Genomic DNA, 17,407 nt, shown 5'->3' with positions numbered 1-17,407 from the left:
GTTTTTTGGTAACGTTTAGAATTATAGTGCTACTAAAGGAATAACACAAATAGAAACGATGAAAAAGAATTATTTTTTAAGTATGTTTTTTTTAGGAGTAACATTCACAATCTCAGCGCAGGAAGAACCCAAAAAGGCTGTTGAATTAAATGAAGTTGCGATTGTAAAAACTAAAAAAGCAATTGAGCAAAAAGCAGACAGAACCATATTTGATTTTTCCAGTCAGCCCAGTTTGAATTCCGGATCCGTTTTAGAAGGGATTAAAAAACTGCCGGGACTTATCGCTTCAGATGTTGCTGGGATGATGTATCAAGGCAAACAGTTGGATGTTTTTATGGACGGAAGACCGCTTAATATTACTTCAAATGAATTGAATTCTTTTTTGGAAGGAATGCCTGCGAATGCCATTGAAAAAATTGAAATCATCACGCAACCAGGAGCGGAGTTTCCTGCTACTTCGGGTGGTGCGATTATGAATATCATCACGAATAAAAACGCTAAAAATTATTTAAGCGCTACGTATACCAACAGTACTAATTTTACGAGTTACGATCATTTACGATGGAGAATCAATAATAGTCTGTTGTTGAGCGCTAAGAATAAATATTTTGGATGGCAATTGAATGTTGGACAAAATTACAGAGAATCTGCTGTGTGGACTTCACTGACTAAAAATGAAAATAACACGACTTCGTTACTTTCCACAACTGAGGCTGATCGCTTCGGACGTACTAATTTCGCAAAATCTGCACTGACATTTGATATTGGCAACGACCGATTGTTATTTAATTACGATGTAAACTACAGCAACAATAATAGCAATACATTAGGAAATGGTCCCGGTTTTAGTACTAATGACGATTCCTTTACGGATGCTTTACGTCAAGATTTTGTGGTTACTTTCCAAAAAAAGTTTGAGGATAAATCTAAAAAATTAGATTTTAGATTCAATTACAATAGTAATCAAAACGATTTCATACTGAATTCCAGAAATAGTAATGCTACAATTTTAGATAATGCTTCGACACAGCAGTTGTACAATGCTAAAGTTGATTACTCACAACCCATTGCATTTTCTGATGAAGGGAAAATAAGCTTTGGTGGATTATATGAAGCACTTCTTTTTGAAACCCAAAACATGGAAATTGTCAATTTGGATTATCAACGGAAAACAGCAGCAGCTTACGGTGAGTTACAAACTAAATTTGATAAGTTCAATTTTATTGTGGGCGGTAGAGCCGAGGATTACAATATCACTGGAAAAACCAACACCGCTGATTTAATTCCGTTTAAACAATTCCGTTTTTTTCCAAATGGAAGTGCTCAATATAATTTCAGTAATTCTGTTTATTTTAATGTGAATTACAACAAGAAAATAAGTCTGCCAAGCACTTCTGCTTTAAATCCAAACAATACCAATTATCAGAATCCAAATATTGATTACTCCGGAAACCCCAATTTGCAACCTACCATTTTTGATAATTACGAAGCTAAATTGAGTGCTTTTGATTATGCTTTTATTGGCTATAATGTAAGTTCTGCGCAAAATCAGGTAATCAACAGAGTGTTGCTAACAGACGATGTTGTTGTAAATACCAATATAAATGTCCCTCAAATAAAAATTCACAACTTTAATGTGGGATTGCCAATTCCGTATATGTTGTTTACGGAAGGTCTTAAAGAAACTATGAAAATGAATATTAATCCGGATAAAATGAACTTTTTATATGTGTATACGGCGTATCAGTTCCATCAAATTCCCGAAATTAAGACCAATGGTTTTTGGATGTTTAATTTGATGTCTCAAATTGTGTTACCAAAAGACATCAAGTTTGTAGCTAACTTTAATTACATCATGCCGAAGGGGAATTATTTTTATTTCATCGCTGAGAAACCTTTTAATAATACGCTTGATTTAACGTTTTCTAAAAAGTTTTTCAAGGACCAATTATCGGTTTCCATAAGTGCGGACGATGTACTTAATTCGAACCGATTTGTGTTCAGTTCTGTGGGTACGCCTTTGTTATTAGCAAATAAAAACGATACACGTCGTTTTGGGTTCAGTGTAAATTATAAAATTCCCACCAAAAACAAATTGGCAAAAGAGGATCCTAATTTATTAAATAAAGAGAAAAAAGAAGAAGGAAATATCTTGAATCAATAACTATATTGTTTTTATTTTTGGACAATTCTAAACAAAAGAACCTGCAAGTTTACGCATGCAGGTTTTTTATGGTTTAAAATTTAATCAAATAATCTGAAAACTTCTCTTTACGAAATACGCCAATATTTCCCCTTTTTATGAGTTCTGATAAGTTTTTGCTAAGTTTACTGTCTCAACTACTTTTCTGTTTGATGTATAAAGCAAGCTAAATCATTCTGAAAAAGACATATTTCGGCTATATTTATCTATTGAAATTTAAATTATGATACAAAAATTAAGACAACGGGTCAAAAGTATGTTAGAACATCGTATAAAACATATGGGTACCTTTACCAGTGGTATTTATGCGTTTATTATTGGTTCTGTTTTACTGACGATTGACTATTATGTTGATTTTGGAATGAAATTCAAAATCAATGAAATGGAAATTTACAATCGGTTGATTCCGGTTTCTACTATTCTAATCTCCATTCTGATTGGAATTTCATTAACTACTTTCTCAGTTATTTTTGTTGTGATGCAGTTGGCGTCCTCTCAGTTTTCACCCCGAATTTTGAGACATTTTTTAGCAAATAATCTTAGAATGCAACAATTTATCGGTTTGTTTGTGGGTACTATTTCGTTGTGTGTATTACCTCAGTTAGCTTCTGTTTTTTACCAAACTTCTTTTCTATTAACACTTACAACAGGCTCTCTGCTTGCTTTTTATTGTCTGGTATGGTCTTATCCTAATATGATCAGCTATTTAAGTATAAACATGAATGTTTCCAGTATTACAAATGGAATCAAATCGGAAATGGTTGAAGAAATCAATGATTTGTATCAGGAAAATTGGAGTGTTGGAAAGAATCTCCTTTACAAACGATCCAAAATTAACCCGGATAAATTTCAAGTAAAAATTGTAAGTCCTTTTGAAACGGGCTATTTAGACAGCGTGAATTATAAAAAACTGGAAAAAATAACGGAAAATATCCATGGTTCTGATGTGGGTGTTTTTTTTGAGAACGCCTATCAAAAACCTATTGTAGGGGAATTTATTATGAAAGGTACTACTACGCTTATGGTATTAGTTTTTAGCGAGGAACTCCAAATGAATCAGATACTTCGTTTGAAGAATGAAATAGGAGCGATTGTCAGCGCAACTTTTAAAGTTAAGCTGTTCAGAAGCCATACGCAAGATGTGAATTTTGGTGTCAGAAAACTGGTAGATATTGCGATAAAAGCCATCTCTCCAGCGGTGAATGATCCAACGACTTGTTTGAACTGTATTGATCAAATAGGGGAAATAGCAAAAGAATTAGCCATACGAGAATTTCCTTCTACGGATTCTAGGACTTTGGGTTCCAAAAAAATACAAGTAAATGAATTCAATTTTGAAGAATTTATTGACTTTTGCTATGATCAAATTTTTCAGTGGGGAAAAGAAGATCCTACTGTTGTGAAAAGAATTATTAGATCAATCCGAATTATTTTACCATTAGTTGAAAACCCTTTCAATTTGAAAATATTAATTCAGCAAGTTGAGGAAATGGATTTGCTTGAAATTTATAATTTATCACAATACAAAAAAGGGAAGCTAAAAATATCAAAAGAAAAATTAGTAATTATAGAGAGAGAATTGTCTCGATTTAGACAAAAAGCAAAATTGCAAATTAAAGAGCTGGAGTTGAAAGGAGTATTAGATCATTACGAAAGAAATCATTATTCGGATAATTTAGAAATTACAACTGCTGAAATTGAAGCGATTGATTATCTTAAAGCCTACAAAGTGAATGCTGATATTATCTACAACGATGGAAATGAATTAACGTAAAAGTTTGAATAAAGAGAGCTTCATCGAGTATCGAGATTGCTACCTGTATTATGGTCTTAACAAGATCTCGGTAGTCAAAATCGATTTTGAGACAGAAATACAAATTTAAAAACTAATAAATGCCAAAGTTCTCATGTGCAAAATCATTTTGTTCTATGCTTGATTAACATCCTTTATTACATTTATCCAGTTAAATTTTTGCTCGATAATTCTTGTTTTTTCTTCTTGTATGAATTTTAAATACGCAGCAGCAACTGGTGAAAATTTCTTACCTTTTAACCAGATTAAATTCCAGTTGGATTGAATTGGCAAACCTTTTACAGGGATTATTTGTAAATCACGATTGTTAAGTTCATTTTTGATTCCAATTAAAGGCATAATAGAACATCCAAGTCCGGCCAATACAGCTTGTTTTATAGCTTCGTTACTAGTGAGTACCATTTTTTTTGGAACCGTCAATTGATTGTTTTCAATGAATTTTTCCATTACGAATCTTGTCCCTGATCCTTCTTCCCGATAGATTATTGATAGGGTTTCGATAATACTTTTATCTTGGATTCCTGATACTATCTTTTGATCACTATTAGCAATAAGGTACAGTGAATTAGGCATTAACTCCACTTTTTCGATTTGCAGAGAATCAGGTAATACTGATACCAAAGAGAAATCTACTTCATTTCTTTCTAAATTTTTCAGAACTTTAATTTTATTCGTTACATCCAAACTTAATTCTACACCTTGATTCATTTTTAGAAAATCAGATAAAAAATAAGGTATAACATACTTGCCTGTGGATACGACGGAAATTTTCAATTTTCCGGTAAGTTGCCCCTTAAATGCCATTGTTTTATAATTGATGGCATGTACTTCATTAAGAATTTTTTCAGCTGCCATGGCAATTTCTTTTCCAAAATCGGTCACATAAAGCTTTCTTCCGATTACTTCCGTTAATGGAACATCAAATTGATCTTGAAGATTTCTTAATTGAATGGATACTGCGGGTTGTGTAAGATGAAGTTCTGCCGCAGCCTTAGTAATGCTTTCGTTTTGTGCTATTTTTAAGAATACTTGTAGTTGATGAAGTGTATAGTTCATAAATATTTTTTATGTATATCATTACAAATATAAATAAAAATTTATGGATTGCCCATTTTACCTTTGTCAAAAAATAAACCATAAACAGATGCAAAGAATAACAATCGCAAAAGGAGACGGAATAGGTCCTGAAATCATGGATGCTACTCTGAAAAATAGTAAAGTTGTCTGTACACCAACAAATTTAAATGAAGTTGACGCATATAAAAAAAATAGTTTACTCATTTCAGTCATTTGGCTAATTGTAGCAATACTATTGACATTCCTAGAACCTAACAATTTGTTTTTTACCCTGTTTTTAGGTTTAGGAATATTTTTCACCACTTACACATTACAAAAAAACAAGATCTTAATATAAAATAGCTATGAAAAAAGAATATCAATTTAAGCTGGTTGAAGGGCAGTTTTCACCATCAGAAGCAGGAAAAGTACTGTTTTCTTTAATAAATAGTAAGGTTAACTATCATAATTTAGAAATTTTTAGCAATCAGATTCGGTTCAATAAAGAGAATCCACATTCAAAATTAAGACAAGAGACACTTTTAGAGGCATCAGCCTACATTAAGGAACTTATAAAGGAAGCGGCAGTAAATGATATGGATTTGCAAATTGAAGGTGTTATTCAACTAGTGCTTAAACCAAAAAACAGAGATTAAGCAATGTTTGAAGGCCGACGATTGTTGATTGCAACTAAGCATCAAAAAGAACAAGTCATCGCTCCAATTCTAGAGGAAGGACTAGGAGTACAGTGCATTGTACCTGAAAACTATGACTCGGATATTTTTGGAACTTTTTCGGGAGAAATAGATCGGAAAGATACAGCATTGGAAACCGTACGAGCAAAGTGTCTCATGGCTATGGAACAATTTGATAGTGATCTGTTCAGCGCCCACTCGTTCCACACTGAGTTTTATTTATAGTTGCAAAAAGTGTTCTTCTAGTTCCGAAAAAATGTATCCCCATCAAAAAACAACCGAAGATCCAGGATTTTGTGATTCCTGTAACCCTTAATTTATGAGTATAATTAGTAATTCGATTCCAAAGGCTGTAGCTTTTTTGGATCAAGATCAAATCATAGCGATTCCTACCGAAACGGTTTATGGATTAGCAGGGAATATCTATAGTCCAAAAGCCATCGAGAGTATTTTTGCGATGAAACAAAGACCATTTTTTAATCCTTTGATTGTTCATATAAAATCCGCAGATGTTCTTTCTGAAATAGCAAGAGACATTCCTGAAAAAGCCGCCTTGTTAGCGAAAGCTTTCTGGCCTGGACCTTTAACTTTGGTTTTAAAAAAGCAAATTGCTGTTCCGGATTTAGTCACCGGTGGTAAAGATACAGTGGCAGTGAGAGTTCCAAATCACCCAGTAATCTTATCCCTGCTTAATGAGTTAGCCTATCCTTTAGCGGCTCCAAGTGCTAATCCTTTTGGCTCTATCAGTCCCACTACGGCAACACATGTTGCGGACTATTTTGAAGAAGTATTGCCAATGGTTTTGGATGGGGGAGCTTGTCAAAGAGGCATAGAGTCAACTATCATAGGATTTGAAAATGGGGAGCCTATTTTATATCGCCTGGGTTCTTTGGCTGTAGAGGATATTGAAGCAGTTGTGGGGCAAGTAAAAATGATTACCCATGATGATATCGCTCCGGCGGCACCCGGTATGTTTTCTAAGCATTATGCCCCTTTAACGACGACTTTTTTGACAGCCGATGTGAAGAAGAAGTTGATAACGTTTCCAGATCAAAAAATTGGAGTTGTCGTATTCCAAAAGGAGGTAAATGATCCCAAAATTGTACAACAAGAAGTTTTATCCCCGACAGGAAATTTAGCAGAAGCAGCTTCACAACTGTATGCTGCCTTGCATCGATTGGATCATTGCAATCTCGACTGCATTATAGCGGAACGATTTCCGGATTTTGGCTTAGGCAAAACGATAAATGACCGATTAAAAAGAGCCACTCAAAAATAAAATAATAATTTTTTAAAATAAAAAAATAGATGAATTTAAGTTTATTGTTCGATAATTTAACCAATCCAGCCTTATTATTTTTTGTGTTAGGAATTATAGCGGTTTATGTAAAAAGTGACTTAGAAATTCCTGAAAATACCTCTAAATTTATATCGCTGTACCTTCTTTTTTCAATTGGTTTTAAAGGCGGACAGGAATTGGCTCACAGTCATTTTACCATAGACATACTTTGGTCTATTGCATTTGGGATAATTATTGCAGGATTAATTCCGCTATATACTTTTTTTATTTTGAAGAGGAAGTTTAGCATTGAGAATTCTGGGGCTATAGCAGCGGCTTATGGTTCCGTGAGTGCCGTAACTTTTGTAACAGCTATTTCCTTTTTAGAAATTCAAAACTATACTTTTAGCGGGCACATGGTTGCAGTAATGGCGCTGATGGAAGCTCCTGCGATTATCATAGGTGTAATTTTAATACGGTTATTCAGTAAGGAAGAAGTTCAAAAAACCAAGATGAGTTCTATTATTAAACATTCGTTCACTAATGGAAGTGTACTTTTGATTTTGGGTAGTTTGGTAATTGGGTTTTTAGCGAGCGAACAACAAGCCTTAGGAATTAAGCCTTTTACGACTGATATTTTCAAAGGGTTTTTAGCCTTATTCTTATTGGATATGGGAATTGTTAGTGGCCGAAAATTAAATGATTTTTTTAAAAGTGGGTGGTTCAGTATTTTCTTTGCAGTTGTTTTTCCGCTGATTAATGGTTGCATCGTCGCTTTTTTAAGTCAATTTATTACGGATGATGTTGGTAATCGTTTTATTTTTGCAGTCTTAGCGGCAAGCGCTTCCTACATTGCAGTTCCGGCAGCCATGAAAATAGCGGTACCAAAGGCGAATCCAGGAATCTTTCTGCCCATGGCTTTGGCAGTTACGTTTCCTTTTAATATTACTTTTGGAATGCCCATTTATTTCTCAATTGTATTGTGTCACCTTTAAATAGTTGCTTTGTAGAATTGAGATTCCGACTAATTGCTTTTAATTAAAAAAAAGTCTTTTAGACCTTTGATATTGTTTTACAAAAAAACCAAACCTGCAAGCGTTAACTTGCAGGTTTGGTTTTTTATTTAAAAAGCTATTGTTAATAAATGGAAGATTTGCAATGCATTGCCATCCCATTAATCAAGTGCAATATATTTTATAATCCTCTTCTTGAATTGCAGATTTCTTATGTTGATGTGTTAAGGAGTTCCCAAGAAACCATAGCTTTAATACACTTTTTAGAAAGTTTTTTTATTTTATTCCAAAAGGTTTCATCGGTAATTCTTTCAGCCAATCCTCTCCGTATTTTTTATTTAAATAATCAGCAATCATTATATTGTTCTCAGTAGTTCTTTTAAAAGACATTGGGTCAATTACACAACTTCCTTTTATAATGCCAATACCATACTTTTCTTTGAAATCCGAAAATTCTTTAGGTATTGAGCTGTCAATTCCATGACTAATGAAATTTAAGTTGCCTGTAGAAATTCTTTTCTCAATTTGTTCATCTGTTAGATTTGTGTCCAAATACATAGGAATAGAAAAAATTCCACTGTTCAAAGTCAATTCCTTTTTTTTAACTAATCGAATTGTTATTGTGTTTTTTTTGTTTGTAATTCTCGATGGATAATAGGTGTATGCTGTAAAATCCTCTGTTGAGAATCCGAATTGATATTTGCCTTTACCAGGCAAAGTTATTTGGAAACTTTTAGTGTTATTAATTTCGATTCTCTCATTAGTTTCGGTTATGAAAAATTCGCCAGCCCTTAATTCTTCACCTGTCAAATTCTCAAAAACCACTTCTGCAATTATTTCTTTTTCAGTCGCTTTAGAAATTGTAAAAGTCAAAGCTAAAATCAGAGTTAACATTATTTTTTTCATCGGTATTGGTTTTATATTTTTCATATATTTAATTTCTATTTTTTTTTTAAAATTCATAAATTATTACTTGCCATTTTTAGTTAGTAAAATAGTTTGTTACTTGATTCGTAATGTTTTATAACTTGCTTATGCTACTACCGCCTTTGCCGCATTTCATTATGGAAACAAATAGACCGCGCGATCTGGCTTATGAGAGTACATAAATTAATATACGATTTTTAAAAATATTCAACAATAAAAAAATAAAATAATGCCCAAATTATTATAAAAAATAGTCCAAGGTATACGTTATTTAAATTTTTATTTAAGTCTTTTTTAATTATTAGTCGGTATAAAATCCAACCTATAAAAGCGATTACTAAACCTATTGCCATTACAACTCTTGACATAATTTATTTGTTTTTAGTATCATATAATTAATTCCTTCTCATACCAATTTTAATTTATAGTTTTTTACTTTTAAGAATGTCCATGAGCGGGATGCTCGCGCTAGCTTGGGTACTACTCGATTATAAGCAGTAAATTTTTTAATTATATTTGAAATTTTCCTCAATATAGTTTTTTATTTCAAGAAGAAATTTGTCGTAATCATTTAAAAATTTTTTAAGTTCAATTTGTATAAATTTTGCTTCATTTTTTAGGTCATTATAATGTAAGTTATAAGCAAATACTACGGGGTATTCCGAGCCTTTATATGCCATAATTTGAGGATTGATAAATGAATGTTTGAATGTATTTGATATCTCATTTAACAATTTCAGTAAATCCTTATTTTCTTCGATTACTTCTATAAAAGGCGTTTTTAATTTTAAAAATTCTCCAATAGAACTTACTTTAATTTTTTTTGGATATTTACCATTGCTTTTGAAATCTGTACACAAAGAAATTAATGAAATTATTTCATCGGTAGTTTTTCTCAACCAATAGAAAATTTGCTCGGTTACCATTATATTCAAATATGATTCGTCTAAATTATACATAGCAAAACCTTCGGTTTCTCTTTTATGTTTTTCGATATAAAATTTGTGATATAAATCTATAATTTGGGAATTCACGCATTCAATTCTAATAACTATTTGACTATAATTTAAATTTAAATTACCAAAATCACTATCTGCATTTAAGCTTATGAACTGCTCTTGATTAAAATGTGTTTTGTACTTTTTTAATGATTCCAAAATTGGATATTCCATTTTTCACGATTTTCAGATTTATTGCTAGTAACTTGTATATATTGCTGACGTTTTTAAAGTTATAAACCTATATTGTGTTTGTTAAATCTACCAAAAGTCAAACTTCTCTATTAAAACAAATATATAAATAATTCTTTACAAATTAGTACTTATTTACTCCTGCTGCTAAACGAATTTGTAACCCTAAAATACTGTAAATAGCCCCGATAGGAGTGAAAATCCTTTGCTTTGGCGGGAGCCAAAAGCAAAGATTGCAGCGCATAGCGGGACGAAAGTGATTCTGGAAAACAATCGTTATGCTCCAAAAAAAAAGCTGCCCAATGGACAGCTTTAGTATTTTGGATATTCCGAAACAACTTCGGAATAAGCGATTCATACCATTTTACTTCATAAAATGGGTTCTCTGCTTATTTAATCATTTCAAAACTTCTTTTCACGAAAGCGGTTAATGCTTCTCCTTTTAATAGGTTTTGAGAAAGTTTAGCTAAGTCAAGTGCTTGTTTTACCAAACTTTCCTGAGCGTCTTTGTCTTTGTTGTTTAGGATGCTTGTTGCCAATTCAGAGTTAGTATTTACCACTAAATTATACATTTCCGGCATATTTCCCATTCCGAACATTCCTCCGCCGCCTGACTGGCTCATTTCTTTCATTCTACGCATAAATTCTGGTTGCGTGATGATGAATGGTGAAGCATTACTATCTAAAGCTTCCAGTTGAACTGAATAGGTTTGTTTAGGAACAATAGCTTCCAGAACTGTTTTCAAGTTGGTTTGTTCTTCCTCAGATAATTTAGAAATAGTCGTTTCCTCTTTCTTGATTAAATTATCAATATGATCTGAATCGACACGTACAAAAGTCATGTTGCTGTTATCGCCTTCAATTTTTTGAATTAGATGCGAGATAATAGGAGAATCTAGCAATAAAATTTCATATCCTTTATCTTTCGCAATTTCAATATAAGAGTGTTGCGCTTCTTTATTTCCAGCGTATAAAACCACTAATTTCCCGTCTTTGTCCGTTTGATTAGCCGCAAGGTTTTCTTTTAATTCTTCTAAAGTGTAATATTTACCGTCAACTGTTGGATACAAAACAAACGCACCTGCTTTTTCGTAGAATTTATCTTCAGAAAGCATTCCGTACTCTAAAACGATTTTGATGTCGTTCCATTTTTGTTCAAAATCTTCACGGTTTTCAGTGAACAACGATTTTAATTTATCGGCTACTTTACGCGTGATGTAATTCGAGATTTTCTTAACCGCAGCATCGGCTTGTAATCCAGAACGAGAAACGTTCAATGGAATATCTGGTGAATCAACAACACCTTTCAGCATCATTAAAAACTCAGGAACAATTCCTTCTACATTATCCGTTACGTACACTTGATTTTGGTACAATTGGATTTTGTCTTTCTGAATTTGTAAATCAGAACCTAGTTTTGGGAAATACAAAATACCGGTTAAATTGAACGGATAATCTACATTTAAATGAATGTGGAATAATGGTTCTTCAAATTGCATAGGATACAATTCATGGTAGAAATTCTTGTAATCTTCCGCAGATAATTCTGTTGGTTGTTTAGTCCAAGCCGGATTTGGGTTGTTGATGATATTATCTACTTCAACTTCCGTAAAAGTTTTGTCTTTATCTTCTTCAGCAACTTCTTCACCCTTTTTTTGCTCTATTTTCTCTGTTTTTGTTCCAAATTTAATTGGGATAGGCATGAACTTATTGTACTTGTTCAACAGTTCCTTGATTTTGTATTCTTCCAAGAATTCCAAAGAATCTTCGGCAATATGCAAAATGATTTCTGTACCACGAGAAGTTTTGTCAGCTGGCTCTAATGTGAATTCCGGGCTTCCGTCGCAAGTCCAGTGTGCAGCAGGTTCATCTTTGAACGATTTAGTGATGATTTCCACTTTTTCGGCAACCATAAAAGCAGAATAAAAACCAAGACCAAAATGTCCAATAATTCCAGAATCTTTAGCTGAATCTTTGTATTTGTCCAAAAACTCCTCAGCACCAGAAAAAGCTACTTGGTTGATGTATTTCTCTACTTCATCAGCCGTCATTCCCAGACCTTGATCAATGATGTGCAGTTTTTTGCCTTCCTTATCGATTTTCACCTCGATAATTGGGTTTCCGTATTCTACTTTGGCTTCGCCAATGCTGGTTAAATGCTTTAATTTAAGTGTTGCATCTGTTCCGTTCGAAATCAATTCACGCAAGAAAATTTCGTGATCGCTGTATAAGAATTTCTTGATTAAGGGAAAGATGTTTTCTACCGAAACATTAATTTTACCTGTTGTCATATTATGAATTTTTTAGTTTATTTTGATGGTTATAATTCTTTCAAATGTAATACCATTTATAATGGAAGTGACAAATTGTCGCAAGCGTTAATTATGATATAAAATAATTTAATTCTGAAACAAACGTGTTTAATTGCTTCGTATATTTGTGTAAGTATTAATTCATTAAATTTAAGAAAATGAAAAAAGTTATTTTATTATGCACATTAGCCGTTTTGATGTTTGCATGTAAGTCAACATCTGCTACAAGTACGAAAACCGATAGAAAATCTCAGGTAGCAATGAAAGGAAATTGGGTAATTAGTTCTGTAACGTATCCAGGTTCACAATATGTAAAAGTAAATTCTTTTCAAATAGCGGATTCAGAATGTTTCGTAGGAAGTAATTGGAAATTTGTTTCGAATAATAATAAAGGAACTATGGCTTTGACAAAAGCGAATTGTATGGCATTCAGCTCGCCAATTACGTGGTTTATCAATGATGATGGACTATTTGTCCTTAAAGTTCTTAATGCTGGAGAAAAAGCTAGAAAAGTGAAAGAAGGTTATATTTTATACGTAGCCAATCAAACAGAATCTTCTTTTCAATTGATTGATAAAATTGATGTAGCAGGAAAAATGACTGATGTTGTGTATCAGTTTCAAAAAGTTAATTAATAAGTAAAAAATACAGATATGAAAAAGATTTCGATAGTTGCAATAGCAACAATAATGGTTATGGGTTCAATGTTTACTAGCTGCGAGGCGGTAAAAAACACTAACAAAACTCAAAGAGGTGCTGGTATTGGTGCTGTTGCAGGAGCTGTACTTGGAGGTGTTCTTGGGAACAATCTTGGTAAAGGTGGTAAAGGTGCAATGGGAGCAGTATTAGGTGGTGTTATTGGTGGAGTTGCCGGTGGAGTTATTGGTAACAAAATGGATAAACAAGCAAGAGAAATTGATGCTGTTCTTCCAGGAGCTGAAGTAGTTCGTATTGGAGAAGGAATTAAATTAGTTTTGAATGAAAATGCTGTGCGTTTTGATACTAACAAATCTTCTTTGACTGCTGGTGCAAAAGCTAATTTAGATAAATTAGTTCCAGTTTTTGCAGAATATCCTGATACTGATATTACGATTTATGGTTATACAGACAGTACTGGTCCAGCTGATTATAACTTAAAACTTTCAGGACAAAGAGCTGCAGCAGTTAAAAATTATTTAGCTAGTAAAGGGGTTTCTTCAAGTAGATTTCAAGTTACTGGTTTAGGAATTGCTGATCCAATTGCTTCTAATGAAACAGTTGATGGTAGAAGTCAAAACCGTCGTGTTGAATTTGCTATTACTGCAAATGAAAAAATGATTAAAGATGCAGAAGCTGAAGTGAAAAACTAAGCAAAAAACACTATAAAAACAAGGGCTGTTTCGTCAAGAAGCAGCCCTTTTTTGTGCCTAAATTTGAATTAAACATCGTAAATTTGCAGCTTTAAATAAAGATGATGCTAGAGATAAAAGACATATCGTTTACTTACATTGACAAACCCGTTATTGAAAATGTTAGTTTCACAATTGCTAAAGGGGAAAATACAGCAATTATTGGCGAAAGCGGTTGCGGAAAAAGTACGTTACTTAAACTAATATACGGATTATATGATCTAAATAGCGGAGCGATAACCTATAATGACAAACCTATTTTGGGACCTAAATATAATCTAGTTCCGGGAGAAGATTATATTAAATATTTAGCTCAGGATTTCGATTTGATGCCTTACATAACCGTCGAAGAAAATGTAGGCAAGTTCTTGTCCAATATGTATCCTGAGGAGAAAAAAGCCCGTGTTCAAGAATTGTTGGAAATGGTCGAAATGACTGCTTTCGCAAAAGTAAAAGCGAAATTCCTAAGTGGCGGACAGCAGCAAAGAGTGGCTTTGGCAAGAGTTTTGGCTCTGGAACCTGAAATTATTTTGCTCGACGAACCGTTCAGTCAAATTGATTCTTTCCGAAAGAATTCGTTGCGCCGGAATTTATTCCGTTACTTAAAAGACAAAGGGGTTACCTGTATTATTGCTACGCATGACAGTACTGATGCGTTGTCTTTCTCTGATGAAACAATTGTAGTTCAAAACGGAAAGGTAGTGGCAAAAGGGGATTCTAAATCCTTATATGAAAACCCAGCTAATAAATACATTGCGTCTCTTTTTGGGGAAGTAAACGAATTGAAATTATCGCAGTTAATAGACATTGAAGACGATGAAGATGCCTTACTTTTATTATATCCTCATCAACTCAAAGTGGTGGACAACGCCCTTATGAAAGCAGTCGTGAAACAGTGCTATTTCAAAGGAAGTCATTATTTAGTAAAAGCAGCTTTTGAAAGAAGAGCGATTTTCTTTGAACATGATTCGGAATTAGAACTCAATCAGGAAGTGTTCTTGATGTTATCTTAAAAATAGAAAACCCCGAAATCAATATGATTTCGGGGTTTTGCTTTTATGTAAAGTTGGAATTAATTCTTCAAATATTTTTCTAAGAATTGATCTTGTTCCCAAAGCAAATGCAAAATATTTTCTTTGGTTACATAACCGTGAGCTTCTTTTGGAAGAATCACCATTCTTGCTGGAGCTCCTAAACCTTTCAAAGCTTGAAAATAGCGTTCAGTTTGTAAAGTAAATGTTCCCGGATTGTTATCGGCTTCACCGTGTACTAAAAGCATTGGTGTTTTCATTTTATCCGCATTCATGAATGGTGACATTGTGTTATAAACTTCAGGAGTTTCCCAGTAATTGCGTTGCTCACTTTGAAATCCAAAAGGAGTCAACGTTCTGTTGTACGCACCACTTCGGGCGATTCCGCATGCAAAAAGGTTGGAATGTGTCAACAAATTAGCCGTCATAAAAGCGCCATAAGAGTGACCACCAACGGCTACTTTTTTTCTGTTGATGTATCCGAGAGCATCTACTGCATTAATCGCTGCTTCTGCATTGTCAACTAATTGCGTTATGAAATTATCATTTGGTTCAGTCGTTCCTTCGCCAATAATAGGAAAAGCAGCGTCATCAAGAACTAAATAGCCTTTTGTTACCCAATAAACGAATGAGCCATAACTAGGAAATGTGAATTCATTCGGGTTTTGTGTGCTTTGTCCCGCTGAATTTTTGTCTTTATATTCAGCTGGATAGGCCCAAATCAATAACGGCATTTTCTCTTTTTTAACCTTGTCATAACCTACAGGTAAATACAACGTTCCAGATAATTCAACACCATCTTTACGCTTGTATTTAATCACTTCCTTACTCACATTTTTGATACTCTCAAAAGGATTTTTGAATGCGGTAATAGGCGTTAGTTTATTTTTTCGTTTGATGTTTCTAAGGTAATAATTCGGATATTCATTTTTAGACTGGATTTGTACTAAAACAGTTCCTTTCTTGAAATCTTCAATCTCCAAAATATCCTCTTTTTTATCTGTATAAGCTGAGGTGTACAAACGTTTTGCTTGTGCTGTTTTCAAATTAAATTCACTGATAAATGGAAATTGACCGTTTTTAGTAAAACCATCGCCAAGTAAATACGCATTGTCATTTTCGATAGCCAAAACATACCTGTTGTATTCGTTTTTTCTGGTTTCAAAATTCCCTGGATCAGAATATACATCTTGAGAATTTCTATCGAAAATTACTTTTGGAGCCTGACTTGGATTCGAAGGATTGATAATGTATGTTTTGGTATTACGTGTGTCGTACCATTCGTCAGAAATTATAGCAACATTGTCATTCCCCCAAATCATTCTGTCGTAGCGTTGAGGTGTTTTTACTAACGAAGTAGCTGCTCCATTAAATGGTGCGTTCCAAAGAAAAACTTCATCTCTGAATTCTACTTTGTTTGCAGGGTCTCCACCGTCTAAGGCTTCAGCATACGCTAATGTTGCCGGTTTATCAGCTCTCCAGCTCATGTTTCTTTTTCCTTTTCGAACGGCCATAAAACCTTTAGGGATTATTTCAGTAAGCGGCACTTCATTCACTACTTTTACTTCGTTTCCGGCTTTATCATAAACTACAGATTTTGATGGAAAACGACTTAATGGAACAATATATGAAAATGGTTTTTGAATCGTAGTCAGCATCAAATAATTTCCATCAGGAGAGAAGCTTTCTCCTGCATACATATCAGCTTTTTTGAATAAAGTTGCGGTTCCGTTCAAGTTTACTTTGTACAATTCAGAAGTCATGATGTTCTCAAAATTGATTTCATCATTCTTGTTTTTCAACATGTCTGGATAGGTTCTGTTTTGAGATTTTACACCATCGGCATTTGAAATTATCGGGCCGGTTGGCAAATCTTTTTTGGCATCCAAAAGCGCTGCTCTATTTTTTGGTAACATTTTTACCAAAATGGTTTCGTTGTCGTTCATCCAGCTGAACGGACTTCCGATATTCGCATTCACGGTGGCTTCTGTTAATTTAGTGGCTTTCGCCGAAGTAACATCGATAACCCAAAGTTCAACACCAGAAGCGGTGGTGTGCGAAAATGAGATTTTTTTATCATTTGGTGACCAAGCGATAGTACTAATGCGGGGATTTGTTGGTAAACCTGCAACCTGTACTTCATTTTTGTCTTTTATTTTGCGTAATTTCAGGTTGTTCACATACGTAACTGCACTCGAAATATTTGTAATTGGATTAATCCGCAATCCGCCCAAGCGCAGTTCATCTTGGTTTAAATCGTCCAGTGATTTATAGGTATTTCTATACGTCAACAGCATGTATTCTTTTTTGGTATCCATCGATACCGAAGGCGCTCTTTCATAATCAGCCAATTCCAAAATGGATTGAGATGGTTTTTGATAGGTTAAGTTTTCTTGTGCATAAGTGGTTAAGCTTAGTCCAAGAAATAAAAAAAATGGAATTTTTAACTTCATAATTTGAATGATTTTAAATTAGTGTTGACAGTGTCAATAATTGGTCT

15 protein-coding genes are annotated in these 17,407 nt (G+C 33.6%); 10 read left to right on the top strand and 5 right to left on the bottom strand.

The features are described from left to right. Positions 1 to 58 precede the first annotated feature (58 nt). Together DR980_RS09025 and DR980_RS09020 are read left to right on the top strand one after the other, a co-directional pair. The gene (locus DR980_RS09025) at positions 59 to 2,164 is read left to right on the top strand and encodes a TonB-dependent receptor domain-containing protein (protein ID WP_113635255.1); all 2,106 of its coding nucleotides are present in this window, start codon (positions 59 to 61) and stop codon (positions 2,162 to 2,164) included. 262 nt (positions 2,165 to 2,426) lie between these two features. After that, positions 2,427 to 3,977 carry a DUF2254 family protein gene (locus DR980_RS09020; protein ID WP_113635252.1) on the top strand — a complete coding sequence of 517 codons (1,551 nt, stop codon included), beginning with the start codon at positions 2,427 to 2,429 and terminating at the stop codon, positions 3,975 to 3,977. A gap of 153 nt (positions 3,978 to 4,130) precedes the next feature. Here the strand turns inward: DR980_RS09020 and DR980_RS09015 are convergent, their stop codons facing one another. Further along, positions 4,131 to 5,072 (bottom strand): LysR family transcriptional regulator, encoded by a 942-nt coding sequence (locus DR980_RS09015; RefSeq protein ID WP_113635250.1) that lies wholly within the window; start codon positions 5,070 to 5,072, stop codon positions 4,131 to 4,133. A gap of 88 nt (positions 5,073 to 5,160) precedes the next feature. Between DR980_RS09015 and DR980_RS09010 the strand changes: the two genes are divergently transcribed. From DR980_RS09010 to DR980_RS08990, 5 genes are all read left to right on the top strand, one after another. After that, positions 5,161 to 5,430, top strand: a complete 270-nt coding sequence (locus DR980_RS09010; protein WP_146779233.1) for a hypothetical protein — start codon at positions 5,161 to 5,163, stop codon at positions 5,428 to 5,430. Between the two features lie 7 nt (positions 5,431 to 5,437). Continuing rightward, on the top strand, positions 5,438 to 5,728 hold the full coding sequence (locus tag DR980_RS09005; protein WP_113635245.1) for a hypothetical protein: 291 nt from the start codon (positions 5,438 to 5,440) through the stop codon (positions 5,726 to 5,728). Positions 5,729 to 5,945: 217 nt separating this feature from the next. After that, a complete protein-coding gene (locus DR980_RS16655; protein WP_317047928.1) occupies positions 5,946 to 6,083 on the top strand; it encodes a DUF6671 family protein in 138 nt (45 codons plus the stop codon). Positions 6,084 to 6,086: 3 nt separating this feature from the next. Beyond that, entirely contained in the window at positions 6,087 to 7,046 is a 960-nt protein-coding gene (locus DR980_RS08995; protein ID WP_113635243.1) for an L-threonylcarbamoyladenylate synthase, read from the top strand. A 29-nt stretch (positions 7,047 to 7,075) separates the two neighbouring features. After that, positions 7,076 to 8,041, top strand: a complete 966-nt coding sequence (locus tag DR980_RS08990) for a sodium-dependent bicarbonate transport family permease (RefSeq protein WP_113635240.1) — start codon at positions 7,076 to 7,078, stop codon at positions 8,039 to 8,041. Between the two features lie 294 nt (positions 8,042 to 8,335). On the opposite strand, the gene DR980_RS08985 is transcribed toward DR980_RS08990, so the two are convergent. The 3 genes from DR980_RS08985 to htpG form a co-directional block, all read right to left on the bottom strand. Continuing rightward, positions 8,336 to 8,965: an FEKKY domain-containing protein gene (locus DR980_RS08985; protein ID WP_113635447.1), complete on the bottom strand. Its 630-nt coding sequence runs from the start codon at positions 8,963 to 8,965 to the stop codon at positions 8,336 to 8,338. Positions 8,966 to 9,492: 527 nt separating this feature from the next. Then, positions 9,493 to 10,143 carry a hypothetical protein gene (locus DR980_RS08980; RefSeq protein WP_146779232.1) on the bottom strand — a complete coding sequence of 217 codons (651 nt, stop codon included), beginning with the start codon at positions 10,141 to 10,143 and terminating at the stop codon, positions 9,493 to 9,495. 422 nt (positions 10,144 to 10,565) lie between these two features. Beyond that, the gene (gene htpG / locus DR980_RS08975; protein WP_113635236.1) at positions 10,566 to 12,467 is read right to left on the bottom strand and encodes a molecular chaperone HtpG; all 1,902 of its coding nucleotides are present in this window, start codon (positions 12,465 to 12,467) and stop codon (positions 10,566 to 10,568) included. A gap of 179 nt (positions 12,468 to 12,646) precedes the next feature. On the opposite strand from htpG, the gene DR980_RS08970 reads away from it, so the two are divergent. The 3 genes from DR980_RS08970 (at position 12,647) to DR980_RS08960 (ending at position 14,889) form a co-directional block, all read left to right on the top strand. Beyond that, a complete protein-coding gene (locus DR980_RS08970; protein WP_113635234.1) occupies positions 12,647 to 13,123 on the top strand; it encodes a lipocalin family protein in 477 nt (158 codons plus the stop codon). Positions 13,124 to 13,141: 18 nt separating this feature from the next. Next, positions 13,142 to 13,837 carry an OmpA family protein gene (locus tag DR980_RS08965; protein WP_113635232.1) on the top strand — a complete coding sequence of 232 codons (696 nt, stop codon included), beginning with the start codon at positions 13,142 to 13,144 and terminating at the stop codon, positions 13,835 to 13,837. Between the two features lie 104 nt (positions 13,838 to 13,941). After that, positions 13,942 to 14,889: an ABC transporter ATP-binding protein gene (locus tag DR980_RS08960; RefSeq protein WP_113635230.1), complete on the top strand. Its 948-nt coding sequence runs from the start codon at positions 13,942 to 13,944 to the stop codon at positions 14,887 to 14,889. 59 nt (positions 14,890 to 14,948) lie between these two features. Here DR980_RS08960 and DR980_RS08955 read toward each other — a convergent pair whose 3' ends face one another. Beyond that, on the bottom strand, positions 14,949 to 17,360 hold the full coding sequence (locus tag DR980_RS08955; RefSeq protein ID WP_113635227.1) for a S9 family peptidase: 2,412 nt from the start codon (positions 17,358 to 17,360) through the stop codon (positions 14,949 to 14,951). Positions 17,361 to 17,407 lie beyond the last annotated feature (47 nt).

Source organism: Flavobacterium psychrolimnae (assembly GCF_003312425.1).
In the GTDB taxonomy this organism is placed as follows: Bacteria; Bacteroidota; Bacteroidia; order Flavobacteriales; family Flavobacteriaceae; genus Flavobacterium; species Flavobacterium psychrolimnae.
Note: the sequence above shows the minus strand (reverse complement) of the source record. Positions and strands in the feature narration are given on the sequence as shown.

Excerpts from the sequence above, each read along its gene's own strand:
- DR980_RS09025 (WP_113635255.1), top strand. The coding sequence starts at position 59 with ATGAAAAAGAATTATTTTTTAAGTATGTTTTTTTTAGGAGTAACATTC.
- DR980_RS09020 (WP_113635252.1), top strand. The coding sequence starts at position 2,427 with ATGATACAAAAATTAAGACAACGGGTCAAAAGTATGTTAGAACATCGT.
- DR980_RS09015 (WP_113635250.1), bottom strand. The coding sequence starts at position 5,072 with ATGAACTATACACTTCATCAACTACAAGTATTCTTAAAAATAGCACAA.
- DR980_RS09010 (WP_146779233.1), top strand. The coding sequence starts at position 5,161 with ATGCAAAGAATAACAATCGCAAAAGGAGACGGAATAGGTCCTGAAATC.
- DR980_RS09005 (WP_113635245.1), top strand. The coding sequence starts at position 5,438 with ATGAAAAAAGAATATCAATTTAAGCTGGTTGAAGGGCAGTTTTCACCA.
- DR980_RS08995 (WP_113635243.1), top strand. The coding sequence starts at position 6,087 with ATGAGTATAATTAGTAATTCGATTCCAAAGGCTGTAGCTTTTTTGGAT.
- DR980_RS08990 (WP_113635240.1), top strand. The coding sequence starts at position 7,076 with ATGAATTTAAGTTTATTGTTCGATAATTTAACCAATCCAGCCTTATTA.
- DR980_RS08985 (WP_113635447.1), bottom strand. The coding sequence starts at position 8,965 with ATGAAAAAAATAATGTTAACTCTGATTTTAGCTTTGACTTTTACAATT.
- htpG (WP_113635236.1), bottom strand. The coding sequence starts at position 12,467 with ATGACAACAGGTAAAATTAATGTTTCGGTAGAAAACATCTTTCCCTTA.
- DR980_RS08970 (WP_113635234.1), top strand. The coding sequence starts at position 12,647 with ATGAAAAAAGTTATTTTATTATGCACATTAGCCGTTTTGATGTTTGCA.
- DR980_RS08965 (WP_113635232.1), top strand. The coding sequence starts at position 13,142 with ATGAAAAAGATTTCGATAGTTGCAATAGCAACAATAATGGTTATGGGT.
- DR980_RS08960 (WP_113635230.1), top strand. The coding sequence starts at position 13,942 with ATGCTAGAGATAAAAGACATATCGTTTACTTACATTGACAAACCCGTT.
- DR980_RS08955 (WP_113635227.1), bottom strand. The coding sequence starts at position 17,360 with ATGAAGTTAAAAATTCCATTTTTTTTATTTCTTGGACTAAGCTTAACC.